This is a genomic window from Candidatus Arsenophonus nilaparvatae (assembly GCF_045346035.1).
GTDB classification, from domain to species: Bacteria; Pseudomonadota; Gammaproteobacteria; order Enterobacterales; family Enterobacteriaceae; genus Arsenophonus; species Arsenophonus nilaparvatae.
In genome coordinates this window covers 1,731,485-1,745,344 of record NZ_CP158507.1, presented here as the reverse complement: position 1 = coordinate 1,745,344, position 13,860 = coordinate 1,731,485, and the positions used below count along the sequence as shown (strand labels likewise).

Annotated in this window: 12 protein-coding genes; 11 read left to right on the top strand and 1 reads right to left on the bottom strand. The window is 37.6% G+C overall.

The window, feature by feature from the left end; all coding sequences use genetic code 11:
- Positions 1-30: 30 nt before the first annotated feature.
- The 4 genes from dnaJ (at position 31) to nhaR (ending at position 4,843) form a co-directional block, all read left to right on the top strand.
- Complete coding sequence (dnaJ, locus tag WH390_RS08465; RefSeq protein WP_032115083.1) at positions 31-1,167, top strand: molecular chaperone DnaJ; 1,137 nt, start codon at positions 31-33, stop codon at positions 1,165-1,167.
- Positions 1,168-1,520: 353 nt separating this feature from the next.
- Positions 1,521-2,393 (top strand): hypothetical protein, encoded by an 873-nt coding sequence (locus WH390_RS08460; RefSeq protein WP_032115084.1) that lies wholly within the window; start codon positions 1,521-1,523, stop codon positions 2,391-2,393.
- Positions 2,394-2,561: 168 nt separating this feature from the next.
- The gene (nhaA, locus tag WH390_RS08455) at positions 2,562-3,755 is read left to right on the top strand and encodes a Na+/H+ antiporter NhaA (RefSeq protein ID WP_052044840.1); all 1,194 of its coding nucleotides are present in this window, start codon (positions 2,562-2,564) and stop codon (positions 3,753-3,755) included.
- 176 nt (positions 3,756-3,931) lie between these two features.
- A complete protein-coding gene (gene nhaR, locus WH390_RS08450; protein WP_032115085.1) occupies positions 3,932-4,843 on the top strand; it encodes a transcriptional activator NhaR in 912 nt (303 codons plus the stop codon).
- Between the two features lie 64 nt (positions 4,844-4,907).
- On the opposite strand, the gene rpsT is transcribed toward nhaR, so the two are convergent.
- Positions 4,908-5,168, bottom strand: coding sequence for a 30S ribosomal protein S20 (rpsT, locus tag WH390_RS08445; protein WP_026821429.1), 261 nt, complete (start codon positions 5,166-5,168; stop codon positions 4,908-4,910).
- Positions 5,169-5,504: 336 nt separating this feature from the next.
- Here rpsT and ribF point away from each other — a divergent pair, with 336 nt between their 5' ends.
- The 7 genes from ribF (at position 5,505) to carA (ending at position 13,853) form a co-directional block, all read left to right on the top strand.
- Positions 5,505-6,434: a bifunctional riboflavin kinase/FAD synthetase gene (ribF, locus tag WH390_RS08440; RefSeq protein WP_032115086.1), complete on the top strand. Its 930-nt coding sequence runs from the start codon at positions 5,505-5,507 to the stop codon at positions 6,432-6,434.
- Between the two features lie 38 nt (positions 6,435-6,472).
- Positions 6,473-9,289 carry an isoleucine--tRNA ligase gene (ileS, locus tag WH390_RS08435; RefSeq protein ID WP_032115087.1) on the top strand — a complete coding sequence of 939 codons (2,817 nt, stop codon included), beginning with the start codon at positions 6,473-6,475 and terminating at the stop codon, positions 9,287-9,289.
- Positions 9,289-9,789 carry a signal peptidase II gene (gene lspA / locus WH390_RS08430; RefSeq protein ID WP_032115088.1) on the top strand — a complete coding sequence of 167 codons (501 nt, stop codon included), beginning with the start codon at positions 9,289-9,291 and terminating at the stop codon, positions 9,787-9,789. The genes ileS and lspA overlap by 1 nt, the downstream gene beginning before the upstream one ends.
- Positions 9,790-9,850: 61 nt before the next feature.
- Entirely contained in the window at positions 9,851-10,321 is a 471-nt protein-coding gene (fkpB, locus tag WH390_RS08425) for an FKBP-type peptidyl-prolyl cis-trans isomerase (RefSeq protein WP_032115089.1), read from the top strand.
- Positions 10,302-11,252 carry a 4-hydroxy-3-methylbut-2-enyl diphosphate reductase gene (gene ispH / locus WH390_RS08420; protein ID WP_032115090.1) on the top strand — a complete coding sequence of 317 codons (951 nt, stop codon included), beginning with the start codon at positions 10,302-10,304 and terminating at the stop codon, positions 11,250-11,252. The genes fkpB and ispH overlap by 20 nt, the downstream gene beginning before the upstream one ends.
- A gap of 179 nt (positions 11,253-11,431) precedes the next feature.
- Complete coding sequence (gene dapB, locus WH390_RS08415) at positions 11,432-12,253, top strand: 4-hydroxy-tetrahydrodipicolinate reductase (protein ID WP_032115091.1); 822 nt, start codon at positions 11,432-11,434, stop codon at positions 12,251-12,253.
- Between the two features lie 433 nt (positions 12,254-12,686).
- The gene (gene carA, locus WH390_RS08410; RefSeq protein ID WP_032115211.1) at positions 12,687-13,853 is read left to right on the top strand and encodes a glutamine-hydrolyzing carbamoyl-phosphate synthase small subunit; all 1,167 of its coding nucleotides are present in this window, start codon (positions 12,687-12,689) and stop codon (positions 13,851-13,853) included.
- The last annotated feature ends 7 nt before the right edge of the window (positions 13,854-13,860 follow it).

Below are 13,860 nucleotides of genomic sequence, written 5' to 3'. Positions count from 1 at the left end.
CCGTTTCCGTGTGTTAAGGGTAGAATAAATATGGCAAAAAGAGATTATTATCAAGTTTTAGGCGTTACTAAAACCGCTGACGAGAAAGAGATCAAAAAAGCGTATAAACGTCTGGCAATGAAGTATCATCCAGATCGCAATCAGGGTGACAAGGAAGCAGAAAGTAAGTTTAAAGAAATTAAAGAAGCTTATGAAATTTTAACTGATGCGCAAAAACGCGCTGCTTATGATCAATATGGACATGCAGCTTTTGAACAAGGCGGCATGGGCGGTGGATTTAGCGGCGGTTTTGCTTCGGGCGCTGATTTTAGTGATATTTTTGGTGATGTATTTGGTGATATTTTTGGTGGTGGTAGGCGTCAGCGATCGGCTCGTGGGGCTGATCTCCAGTACGAAATTACCTTAACCTTAGAGGAAGCAGTTCGCGGGGTCAGCAAAGAGATCCGTATCCCGACTTTAGAAAAATGTGATGTTTGTAACGGCAGTGGCGCTAAACCAGGCACTAAGCCAGAAACTTGCTCAACTTGTCATGGGGCAGGTCAGGTACAAATCCGGCAAGGATTTTTTGCAGTTCAACAAACTTGTCCAACTTGCCATGGTCGTGGTCAAATCATCAAAGAACCTTGTATTAAATGTCATGGTCATGGCCGAGTAGAGAAATACAAAACTTTATCAGTAAAAATTCCACCAGGGGTTAATACAGGCGATCGTATTCGCTTAAATGGTGAAGGTGAGGCCGGAGAAAACGGCGTGCCAGCCGGTGATCTATATGTTCAGGTCAATGTCGCAAGACATGCTATTTTTGAGCGCGATGGCAATAACTTATATTGCGAAGTACCCATTAATTTTGCGATTGCGGCTCTAGGTGGTGAAATTGATGTACCGACACTTGATGGTCGGGTAAGTCTCAAAATTCCAGCTGAAACACAAACAGGAAAAATTTTCCGCATGAAAGGAAAAGGTGTGAAGCCTGTTCGTGGTGGTATGACGGGAGATTTAATGTGCCGTATCCTGGTGGAAACGCCGGTTAAACTAAATGAAAAACAAAAAGCATTGTTGAAGGAATTTGGTGAATCCTTGAATGGCGAAAGTGATGGCAGGAACAGCCCTCGTTCAAAGAGTTTCTTAGATAGTGTGAAAAAGTTTTTTGATGATCTGACCAAGTAACGATATTTAGCTAAATAGATAGAGCATCGATAGTCAGTGATCGGTGCTTTTTTTATTGATTAAAAATAAGAACATTCAATTTGATTTACGGAATAGAGGAGGTAGTTATAAAATTGCAGGTTAATTGTGGTTATTTAATTAATGTAAGTTATTTAATTCGTTCAATTTATGCAAATTATATTTAAAAATTTTAATTTTCAAGATTAATTTTGCCTGTTTTATGCAAGTTTCCTGCTTAAATTTCTATATAAAAATAAATTAAGATTAATTCCAATAAGTTAAACGTGAGCTTAACAAAACTTGCTATACAATTTAGTTTTATTTTTAATTAATTTATTGGATGGGAAATAATTATGTCAGAATCATTAGTGATAAGAATAAAAAATTCATTTTCTTTTAATAAGCCCGTTATAACTGAACACAATTGCCAGCAAAATTTTAAAAAAGAATTGATTGACTGTTTAAAAGCTATAGCAAATAACAGTAAAAATAGTATTAAAATTAGTAAGACATTTGAATTATCAGCTAAACAGTACTGTTCTCTTTCTGCTGAAGGATTGGAGGTACTTTTAGATCGTAAATATGATGGTTTACTGGAAATAAATAAAGCTAACCTGCAAAAATTTGGTTTTTGTCTTTTTGAGTGTATTAAAGAGATAAAAAATTCAGATAAGTTAGATAATATACGAAGACAAATAGGTGGAAATATTATAGATACAATTGGATTAAGATTTTTAATTGAGAATGAGAATGATCAGGATTTTAATTATGTGAATGAATGTTCAAATAAAATTTGTGATATCAAAAATGAAGATAAAAGAATTAAAGAAATCATGCAATGTTTTGATAACTTTATAGATATAAGTTATAGAAATGAGCAAGCTAATGAGAATAAGATGAAATTAAAAGAATCAATCTTAACTGAAAAAATGACTGAATTAGTGGAAGAAAAATCAGAATTAGCGCCATCTTCAAGCAGCGTTGAGAAAAAAAGTGTAATAGAAAAAGATGAAGCCGTTCTTTTTGGTAAAATCGGTGTACAGGTTAAAGAAAGCCAAGGAGCTGAGAAACGAATTCAAGCTAAATCGCAGCAAGAGAGCAAGCCAACTTTTTGGCAAAAATTAAGCCAAAAAACCAGCCAATTATTTGCAACATCATGGAGTTTTATCAAAACTAAACTTATCGGATTTTTATTACCTACTTTTTTTAGTACCAAGATTAACTAATTGTTTTTCAATGCTAGCCTAATTTTAAACAGCTAATCGGCTAAATAGCGTCAAAATAGTTAGTAACTGCTCGGTATAAACGAATTATTTACGTTAAAAAAAATGGTTTTCCGAATTGTATGGATTAGCGTAAAATTAATTAAGCTAATTAACACTGAGGTTATAGTAATGACGGCAATTATACGACAGTTTTTAAAATTAGAAGCAGCAAGTGGGGTGCTGTTAATTATTGCTGCCATCTTAGCTTTGATTATGGCTAATACCCCATTGCAAGGTATTTACCAGCAATTTCTTAATATTCCCATTGCGGTTAAAATCAGCGTATTAGATATTGATAAACCTTTTTTATTGTGGATCAACGATGGTTTAATGGCCATTTTCTTTTTGGTGGTTGGCCTGGAAGTTAAACGAGAACTGATAGAAGGCTCGTTAGCTGGTCGTGATAAAGCAATATTTCCCGCTGTTGCTGCGGTAGGCGGTATGTTATTACCCGCTTTGGTATATCTATTTTTTAATTTGAATGATGAAATTGCCCGGCAGGGTTGGGCGATCCCAGCGGCGACAGATATTGCATTTGCATTGGGTATCATGGCACTATTAGGTAAACGTGTACCAACAGAGTTAAAAGTATTTCTACTGGCGTTGGCGATTATTGATGATCTTGGCGTAATTATCATTATTGCTCTCTTTTATACTAAATCTGTTTCTATCATGGCCTTAGGGTTAGCTATGCTTTCTCTATTGGTATTAATATGGATGAATTGGCGTAAAGTTGAAAATACTTCTGCTTATTTGGTTGTTGGTGTCATCTTATGGGTTTGTATTTTAAAATCAGGTATCCATGCAACGTTAGCTGGTGTCATTGTGGGCTTTTTGATACCGCTTAAAGGGGGACAAAATAATTCACCCTCTGAACAGTTAGAACATCTTTTACATCCTTGGGTTGCTTATTTAATTTTGCCATTATTTGCCTTTGCTAATGCAGGCATACAACTTGATGGTGTTACCCTAACTAATCTTGCCAGTGCTTTACCGATCGGTGTCGCGTTAGGTTTATTAATTGGTAAACCAACAGGTATTTTTCTGTTTAGTTGGCTAGCGTTAAAATTAGGCGTTGCAAAATTACCCGCCAAAATTAACCTTAAGCAGATATTTGCTGTTTCAGTACTCTGTGGTATTGGCTTTACCATGTCAATTTTTATTGCCAGTTTAGCATTTGAAGGTTTAGGTAATTTTAGTACTTATGCACGGTTGGGGATCCTAATCGGTTCGACGCTAGCGGCTATCTTAGGATTATTATTATTGAATAGTGTATTACCTAAAAAGCCAATTAGCACTAAAGCCGCTAATAATGCAGGATAACGTTAATTTTAAGTTATATTTGCGTGAAATAAATAGTATTTTTGTGTTCCCAATACAATATTTTATTTTTGTAGCGAGAGTATCTTATTTAGGTAAAATGAAATGAATCGTTTATCTTCTAATGTTCAGAAAATAACGAATATAAACAGTTATCGGTGGTACAAAAAGGAATCGATATGAGAGTGTCGCATCTCAATTTTAATCATCTCTATTACTTCTGGCATGTTTGTAAAGAGGGATCGGTTGTTGGCGCCGCTGAAGAACTTTATTTAACGCCTCAGACAATAACGGGTCAGATTAAGGCATTAGAAGAACGTTTGAATGGTAAATTATTTAAAAGGCAAGGCAGAGGGCTGGTTCCTTCAGAACTAGGGCAACTAGTTTTTCGTTATGCTGATAAAATGTTTGCGCTAAGCCAGGAAATGCTAGATATTGTTAATTATAGTCGTGAAACAAATTTGTTATTTGATGTTGGTGTTGCTGACGCTTTATCGAAACGGCTGGTAAGCCGTGTCCTTGAAACAGCTATTGTTGAGCATGAGCGGATCCATTTACGCTGTTTTGAATCGACACACGAGCTTTTATTGGAGCAATTAAGTCAACATAAGTTAGACATGATCTTATCTGATTGCCCGGTTGATTCGTCCCAACAAGAGGGGTTATTTTCCGTCAAGCTTGGAGAATGTGGCGTTAGTTTTTTCTGTCGCAAACCAATACCGGAGAAACCTTTTCCACTGTGTCTAGAAGAGCGGCGATTATTGATCCCAGGTCGGCGTTCTATGTTAGGTCGTCACCTGCTTTCTTGGATCCAAAATAATAATTTGCAGGTAGAAATCCTGGGCGAGTTTGATGATGCTGCATTGATGAAAGCATTTGGCATGTATCATAACGCAATATTTGTTGCGCCATCACTCTATGCTAGTGAGATTTTTTTAGATAATGAAGTAGTTGAAATTGGTCATATGGATAAAGTAAAAGAAGAATATTATGTTATTTTTGCTGAACGTATGATCCAGCATCCAGCAGTGCAACGTGTTTGTAATAAGGATTTTTCTGGTCTATTTGATCAAAGCTTTTATAAACAATAAGAGCCATTTTTAATAATAATAAAAAAACCGGCTGAAGCCGGTTTTTTAGCAAAATCAAAATAAATTACATTGATTTGATTTGCGCTACTAAATTTGCTTTATGACGTGCAGCTTTATTTTTGTGGATCAAGCCTTTGCTAGCATAGCGATCAACAATAGGTTGCATGTCGTTAAATGCTTTTTGTGCTGCTTCTTTATCGCCAGTAGCGATAGCGGCATAAACTTTTTTGATAAAAGTACGCACCATAGAACGACGGCTAGCATTATGCTGACGACGTTTCTCTGATTGTATGGCACGTTTCTTAGCTGATTTGATATTAGCCAAGGTCCAACTCCCAAATATTTATTCTATCGAGGACAATCTAAAGGCCGAGGAATATGCCTTTTTAGCCTTCATTTGTCAATGAATTTGTGTAAATAAGCATCGTGTACAGCAATGCGATCTGTTGTGATGACCCGGGATTTTACCAGTTTACTGATTGAGAATACAGTTTTAAATGTGAAAAACCGGATGAAATTGTAGGAAAGTGGTTAGATTAAGTATTTTTTTACTGACAAACAACCATTTATTATCTTTGTTATAAATATTAATCAAATGGTGACTTAACCTTCAAGGTAGTAAGCGGTATAATCCAGCAATTTTTATTATATTGAGCCGATTATGAAGTTAGTACGTGGTATACATAATATTCGCGCATATCATCATGGTTGTGTGTTGACTATTGGCAATTTTGATGCTGTTCATCGAGGGCATCAGGCATTATTGAAACATTTAAAACAACAGAGTCAGCGTCTTGGGCTGCCAACGATGGTCATGATTTTTGAACCTCAACCATTGGAGTTTTTTTTGGGCGCAAATGCGCCAGCACGTTTAACGCGTTTACGTGATAAGATAAAATACTTTACCGAATATGGCGTTGATTATTTACTGTGTGTTAAATTTAATCCAACATTTGCTTCATTGACACCGCAGGCTTTTGTTTCACAATTGCTGGTGGAAAAATTGGGGGTTAAATTTTTGGCGATAGGTGATGATTTTCGTTTTGGCAAAGATAGACAGGGTGATTTTAAATATCTTCGTGAGGCAGGGGAACAATATGGTTTTGAAGTGGCCAATACTGAAAGTTTTTGTGACGCCGGCCAGCGAGTTAGTAGTACGGCTGTCAGGCAAGCACTATTAAGTGATAATCTTACCCTTGCTGAGAATCTTATGGGACACCCCTACCGATTGAGTGGTCGAGTGGTACATGGTCGCCAGCTTGGTAGTGCGATCGGTTTCCCGACCGCGAATATACCATTTAAATGTTTAGTTATGCCTGTTAAAGGCGTTTATGTGGTAGAAGTATATGGATTAACCGATCACCCTTTGCAGGCAGTGGCAAATATTGGCACACGCCCAACCGTGAATGGGGTTGATCAGCAAATTGAAGTTCATTTAATAGATGTGCATATGGATATATATGGACGTCATATTGATGTTGTATTGCGTAAAAAATTGCGTAACGAGCAGCGATTTGCTTCTATTGATGAATTAAGACAGCAAATCGGTAAGGATATAATGGCTGCGAGACAATTCTTCCAGTCGTCATAATTTAGATATTTAGCAGAAAATTGGAACTGAGAATTTAGATGAGTGACTATAAAAATACCCTGAATTTACCGGAAACAGGGTTCCCTATGCGCGGTGATCTCGCTAAACGAGAACCACAAATGTTAGCCCGTTGGTATAAAGAAGGTTTGTACCAAGCTATTCGCCAGGCCAAAACAGGCAAACAGATGTTTATATTGCATGATGGTCCTCCTTATGCAAACGGTAGTCTTCATATTGGTCACTCAGTTAATAAAATTCTCAAAGATATTATCATTAAATCTAAAGGACTGGCCGGATTTGATTCGCCATATATTCCTGGTTGGGATTGCCACGGTTTGCCAATTGAACATAAAGTTGAACAAATTATCGGTAAACCCGGTGACAAGGTTTCTGCAGCTGTTTTTCGTGAAGAATGTCGCAAATATGCCAAAGAACAAATTGAGGGCCAGAAAGCTGATTTTATTAGAATGGGCGTACTTGGTGATTGGGAACAGCCTTATTTAACCATGGATTTTAGTACTGAAGCCAATATTATTCGTGCGTTAGGTAAAGTGATTGAAAATGGCCACTTAGTGAAAGGTGCTAAACCGGTTCATTGGTGTACTGCTTGCGGTTCTTCCTTAGCGGAAGCGGAAGTTGAATATTATGATAAATCATCACCTTCCATTGATGTACGCTTTAACGCGGTGGATGCTAACGCTGTTTATAGTAAATTTGGCGTAAAATCGTCGGCTTTGCCGGTTTCAGCCGTGATCTGGACGACCACACCTTGGACGTTACCCGCCAACCGTGCGATTGCGGTTAACGCTGATTTTGAATATCAATTAGTGAAAGTCAATAATAATGAATGTTTAATTTTGGCAAAATCACTGGTTGAAACAGTAATGCAGCGTATTGCAGCAACAGAGTGGCAAATTTTAGCACAATGTAATGGCTCTGAATTGGAATTACTGCGCTTTCATCACCCATTTATGAATTTCGATGTGCCTGTTATTTTAGGTGATCACGTTACTTTAGACGCGGGTACCGGGATTGTACATACGGCACCAGGCCATGGTCCGGATGATTATATTGTTGGGCAGAAATATAAACTTGAAATAGCAAATCCCGTCGGTCCAAATGGGTGTTATTTACCTAATACTTATCCTGGTTTGGACGGTGTTTTTGTATTTAAAGCAAATGAATTAATTATCGAACTTTTAGCGGCAAAAGGGGCATTGCTACATAAAGAAATATTACAGCATAGTTATCCTTGTTGTTGGCGGCATAAGACACCGGTTATTTTTCGTGCTACACCTCAGTGGTTTGTTAGTATGGAAAAAAATGGTTTACGTGAACAATCGCTAAAAGAGATTAACGGGGTTAAATGGATCCCAGATTGGGGACAAAGCCGGATTGAATCTATGGTTGCAAATCGTCCAGATTGGTGTATTTCTCGTCAGCGCACCTGGGGTATGCCGATGGCATTATTTGTGCATAAGCAGACAGAACAATTACATCCACGGACGTTAGAATTGATTGAAGAAGTCGCTAAACATGTTGAAAAAGCAGGTATCCAGGCGTGGTGGGATCTTGACCCCGTTGCCCTATTAGGAAGTGATGCAGCTGATTATGTTAAAGTCCCGGATACGCTTGATGTCTGGTTTGATTCTGGTTCTACACACTATGCGGTTGTAGATGTTCGCCCTGAATTTAAAGGCCATTCTGCTGATTTATATTTGGAAGGCTCTGATCAACATCGTGGTTGGTTTATGTCGTCTCTAATGCTATCAACTGCGATGAAAGGAAAAGCGCCTTATCGAGAAGTATTAACCCACGGTTTTACGGTTGATGGACAAGGCCGTAAAATGTCAAAATCTTTGGGTAATACCATTAGCCCACAAGACGTCATGAATGATTTAGGGGCTGATATTCTACGGCTATGGGTTGCTTCAACCGATTATACTAGTGAGATTGCTGTTTCAAATGAGATTTTAAAACGTTCTGCCGACAGCTATCGGCGTATTCGTAATACAGCACGCTTTTTATTAGCCAATTTGAACGGTTTTGATCCTACTTCACATCAAGTTAAACCAGAAGATATGGTGATATTAGATCGATGGGCTGTAGGGCGGGCGAAAGCCGCTCAAGCGGAAATCGCTATGCATTATGCTAATTATGATTTTCATGCAGTCGTTCAGCGTTTGATGCAGTTTTGTTCAGTTGAAATGGGTTCTTTCTATTTAGATATTATAAAAGATCGTCAATATACGGCAAAAAGTGATAGCTTGGCACGTCGTAGTTGTCAGACAGCCTTATTTCATATCATAGAGGCCTTGGTACGCTGGATTGCGCCGATCCTTTCTTTCACGGCCGATGAAATTTGGCAGCAATTGCCTGCTAGACAGAGCAAATATGTTTTTATTGATGAATATTATGCTGACTTGTTTGGCTTGGATGCTAATGAAACGCTTAATGATGAATTTTGGAATGAGTTATTAATTATCCGTAGTGAGGTTAATAAAGTTCTCGAACAAGCGCGTGCAGACAAACTTATCCGTAGCTCGTTGGAGGCTGCAGTGATTTTATATGCTGATACAGAACTGGCTGAAATACTTAATCGTTTAGGTGATGAGTTACGTTTTGTATTGTTAACTTCACAGGCTAAAGTAATTGATATTAGCCAAGCCCCAGTTCAGGCACAGAATAGTGAACTGAGTGGATTGAAAATTGCTTTCCAGCAGGCGGAAGGTGATAAATGTCCTCGTTGTTGGCATTATGCAACGGATATTGGTCGGGAGGCGGAGTATGCAGAATTATGCGGCCGCTGTGTTACTAATGTAGCCGGTAACGGTGAAATACGTAAGTTTGCCTAATGAAAAATCCTATTTGCTCTACTGGCTTACGCTGGTTATGGTTAACGGTTGTGATATTAATTGTTGATCTTGGTAGTAAGCAACTCATTTTGAATAATTTTCAATTATATGAGTCGATACCATTAATGCCTTATTTCAATTTGGCTTATGCTCAAAACTCTGGTGCAGCATTTAGTTTTCTAGCTGATAAAGGGGGATGGCAGCGTTGGTTCTTTGCCTTGGTTGCGATTGTCATTTGTGTGGTGCTTATCGTAATGATGTATCGCCAAAGCGTGAATAAAAAATTGAGTAATATTGCTTATGCATTAGTTATTGGTGGAGCACTAGGGAATTTGTGCGACCGCTTAGTCCATGGCTTCGTAGTTGACTTTATTGATTTTTATGTTGGTGACTGGCATTGGCCAACATTTAACATTGCGGATATGGCGATTTGTCTTGGTGCGGCACTCATCATTTTTGACAGTTTCATCAATACAGATAAAAAAGCGAGTGGGTCTTAGATTATCGTTCGTTTACGTTGATAACAGGTTGATTTATTTTTAACAGTGGGTTTTTATTGTCATGTTAACCTTAGTACAAGCAAATAGTGCCGTGTTGCTGCATTTCACGATCAAACTTGAGGATGGTTCAATTGCTGATTCAACCTATAATCAGGATAAACCGGCACTTTTTCGCCTTGGCGATAAAAGCCTATCGCGAGCACTTGAAAAACAATTAATTGGTTTAAGTGTTGGTGAAAAAAAGACATTTACTTTAGGCGGAGAGGACGTTTTTGGTAAACCAAACCCAGATATGATCCAATACTTTATGCCAAAAGATTTTATTCAGGTCGGTATACCTGAAGTCGGTGCCATCATATTATTTACCACGATAAATGGTAGTGAAATGCCAGGGATCGTAACAGCAGTGACGGAAGAGTCTATCATTGTTGATTTTAATCACCCGTTAGCGGCTCAGAATATCATTTTTAACATTGAAGTGTTGGAAATTGACCCGAAATGGGAGGAATCAAATGCAAATATTGCTGGCTAACCCTCGGGGTTTCTGTGCAGGTGTTGATCGAGCAATTAGTATTGTTGATAGAGCACTGGCACTTTATGGTGCGCCGATTTATGTTCGTCATGAAGTTGTCCATAACCGTTATGTGGTTGACAATTTACGGCAACGTGGTGCGATTTTTATTGAACAAATCTCTGAAGTCCCTGATGGTGCTATTTTGATCTTTTCTGCTCATGGTGTCTCTCAAGCAATTCGACAGGAAGCTAAGCAACGTCATCTGACCATGTTATTTGATGCAACTTGTCCATTGGTGACTAAAGTGCACATGGAAGTTGCGCGTGCCAGTCGTAAAGGTAAAGAAGCGATTTTAATTGGTCATGTTGGGCATCCTGAAGTAGAAGGCACAATGGGACAATATAATAATCCGGTTGGTGGTATGTATCTGGTTGAATCACCGGCGGATGTCTGGAAATTACAAGTAAAAAATGAAAATAACCTCTGTTTTATGACCCAGACTACCTTATCTGTTGATGATACTGCTCATGTTATTGACGCGCTAAATACTCGTTTTCCAAATATTATTGGGCCACGCAAAGATGATATCTGTTATGCGACAACTAATCGTCAGGAAGCAGCGCGTGAATTAGCTAATAAGGCTGATATTGTACTAGTTGTCGGCTCTAAAAATTCTTCTAATTCCAATCGTCTTGCTGAATTGGCTCAAAGAGCAGGCAAGCCGGGCTACCTGATTGACTCTGCTGATGATATTCAAGAACATTGGCTGGAAAATATGCAGATTATTGGTCTTACTGCTGGCGCATCTGCACCAGATATTCTTGTTCGTCAGGTTATTGAACGCTTAATGGTTTTAGGTGCCAGTGAAATGATCGAACTTGCTGGTCATGAAGAAAATATTGTTTTTGAAGTACCAAAAGAGCTACGTGTTGAAATCAAGCAAATATAATAATAGCGATTTGGGCATTTTATTAAATGAATTTTTTAGTGCAGCCATTTATCTATTAATTAAGCCAACTCTAATGGCTTTTTTTGTCACTGACGGTTGCTGTATGCGTTAAGCTAGGATGATTGTTAACCTTATCGAACTCAGGATACTTAATCTGCTTTTAATCAAGAGAGATAAACATGACTAATTCAGATATTCGTGTTGCCATCGTTGGTGCGGGTGGCCGCATGGGACGTGAACTAATTAAAGCAGTTTCACAACAGAATGGCGTTGTTTTAGGGGCAGTGTTAGAAAGAAAAGGTTCAAGTATAGTAGGTACTGATGCTGGTGAATTAGTCGGCATTGGCGGTTTAAATGTTATAATTAGTGATGATCTAATTAATGTTTTAGATAAATTTGATATTTTGATCGATTTTACCCGTCCCGAAGGTACGCAAAATTACCTGTCAGTTTGTAAAAAATATGCCAAAGCGATGATTATTGGCACTACAGGTTTTAATGAAACTGAACAGAAGTCGATTGAAGAAGTGGCGAAAACGATCCCTATTGTATTAGCAGCCAATTTTAGTGTTGGCGTTAATTTGATGTTGAAGTTATTAGAAAAAGCCGCAAAAGTGATGGGCGAATATAGTGATATTGAAATTATTGAAGCTCATCACAGGCATAAAGTCGATGCGCCCTCAGGAACAGCCTTAGCAATGGGCGATGTTATTGCCAAGTCAATTGGCCGTGATTTAAAAGATTGTGCAGTGTATGGTCGCCAAGGTATTACTGGTGAAAGGAAAAATAACAGCATTGGCTTTGCAACGATTAGAGCTGGCGATATTGTTGGCGAGCATACGGCGATTTTTGCTGATATAGGTGAAAGAATAGAGATAACTCATAAAGCATCAAGTCGGATGACGTTTGCAAATGGGGCTGTGAAGGCCTGTTTGTGGTTAAAAGGGAAAAAAAATGGTTTATATAGCATGAAAGATGTATTAAATTTAGAAAATATTTAATTTTTTATATATCTATTTATTTGATTAATAAAGGTTAATTTTAAGATCATGATTTTTTTGGCGGTTATTAAGTTTTTTATTTTATAACTTTTATTTCTATTATTTAAAATAAAAATTTTATTGACTTAAGATGATTTTTTGCACATTTACTATAATGAAATTTATCTAAACCATACTTTTACAATTATCATGCTATGCAATCGATTATTTTGCTAAGATAATTTATCATTTTACTAGTTACATTGATTTTTCATTATAAATTAACTAAAAAAGTAATAAAAAATTATTTTTTACTAGACAATCACTCTTCTCATCATTAGAATGCGCGCAATTTGCCAAAAATTTGCTTAAATTCCATTTTGGCACGAATTTATTGGTTTACGCATGAATAAATATGCTCAATAAATGTTTTTTTATTCTCCCGGAGGGTATTTTGATTAAGCCAGCTATATTGGTTCTGGAAGACGGAACCCAGTTTCATGGTCATTCCATTGGGGCTGAAGGAATTGTTGTTGGAGAAGTAGTTTTTAATACATCAATAATTGGATATCAAGAAATCCTCACTGATCCTTCCTACTCCCGCCAAATTGTTATACTCACTTATCCCCATATTGGAAACACAGGAATTAACCCAGATGATGAAGAGTCCGCAATCATTCATGCTCAAGGGCTTGTTATACGTGATTTACCGTTAATTTATAGTAACTTTCGTGGAAAAGAAAGTTTATCTGATTATTTAAAACGCCATAAAACAGTCGCCATTGCTGATATTGATACCCGTAAGCTTACGCGGCTATTAAGGGAAAAAGGCGCGCAAAATGGTTGCATTATTACTGGTGAAAATTTAGATATCGATTTAGCATTAGAAAAAATTAAATTATTTGGTGGAATAAAAGGGCTGGATTTAGCTAAAGAAGTTACTACTAAAGACATTTATACTTGGCAGCAACAGAGTTGGCATCTTGGTGCCGATGGATTATCGGCTACTAAGGCACGCGAGCAACTGCCTTATCATGTCGTTGCTTATGATTTTGGTGTTAAACGAAATATTTTACGTTTACTCGTTGATCGTGGCTGCTATTTGACGGTTGTGCCAGCAACAACAGCGGCTGATGAAGTATTAAAAATGGCACCTGATGGCATTTTTCTTTCTAATGGTCCGGGTGATCCAGCAGCCTGTGATTATGCAATTAAAGCAATTAAACAGTTTTTAACAACAGAAATACCTATTTTTGGTATTTGCTTAGGTCATCAATTACTGGCATTAGCCAGTGGGGCTGATACTGTTAAAATGAAATTTGGCCACCATGGTGGTAACCATCCAGTAAAAGATTTAGTTAATAATCGCGTTATGATCACTGCACAAAATCACGGTTTTGCAGTCGATGAAGCAACCTTATCTGACAAATTGCGCGTGACCCATAAATCACTGTTTGATGGAAGTTTACAAGGCATACATCATACCGAGAAGCCTGTATTTGGATTTCAAGGGCATCCCGAAGCAAGTCCAGGCCCTAAAGATGCAGAACCCCTATTTGATTATTTTATTGAATTGATTAAAAAATATCGTCAAACAAATTTAGATACTCAAGTTGATTGATCAGGAG

Excerpts from the sequence above, each read along its gene's own strand:
- WH390_RS08460 (WP_032115084.1), top strand. The coding sequence starts at position 1,521 with ATGTCAGAATCATTAGTGATAAGAATAAAAAATTCATTTTCTTTTAAT.
- fkpB (WP_032115089.1), top strand. The coding sequence starts at position 9,851 with ATGTTAACCTTAGTACAAGCAAATAGTGCCGTGTTGCTGCATTTCACG.
- nhaR (WP_032115085.1), top strand. The coding sequence starts at position 3,932 with ATGAGAGTGTCGCATCTCAATTTTAATCATCTCTATTACTTCTGGCAT.
- dnaJ (WP_032115083.1), top strand. The coding sequence starts at position 31 with ATGGCAAAAAGAGATTATTATCAAGTTTTAGGCGTTACTAAAACCGCT.
- lspA (WP_032115088.1), top strand. The coding sequence starts at position 9,289 with ATGAAAAATCCTATTTGCTCTACTGGCTTACGCTGGTTATGGTTAACG.
- ispH (WP_032115090.1), top strand. The coding sequence starts at position 10,302 with ATGCAAATATTGCTGGCTAACCCTCGGGGTTTCTGTGCAGGTGTTGAT.
- nhaA (WP_052044840.1), top strand. The coding sequence starts at position 2,562 with ATGACGGCAATTATACGACAGTTTTTAAAATTAGAAGCAGCAAGTGGG.
- ileS (WP_032115087.1), top strand. The coding sequence starts at position 6,473 with ATGAGTGACTATAAAAATACCCTGAATTTACCGGAAACAGGGTTCCCT.
- ribF (WP_032115086.1), top strand. The coding sequence starts at position 5,505 with ATGAAGTTAGTACGTGGTATACATAATATTCGCGCATATCATCATGGT.
- dapB (WP_032115091.1), top strand. The coding sequence starts at position 11,432 with ATGACTAATTCAGATATTCGTGTTGCCATCGTTGGTGCGGGTGGCCGC.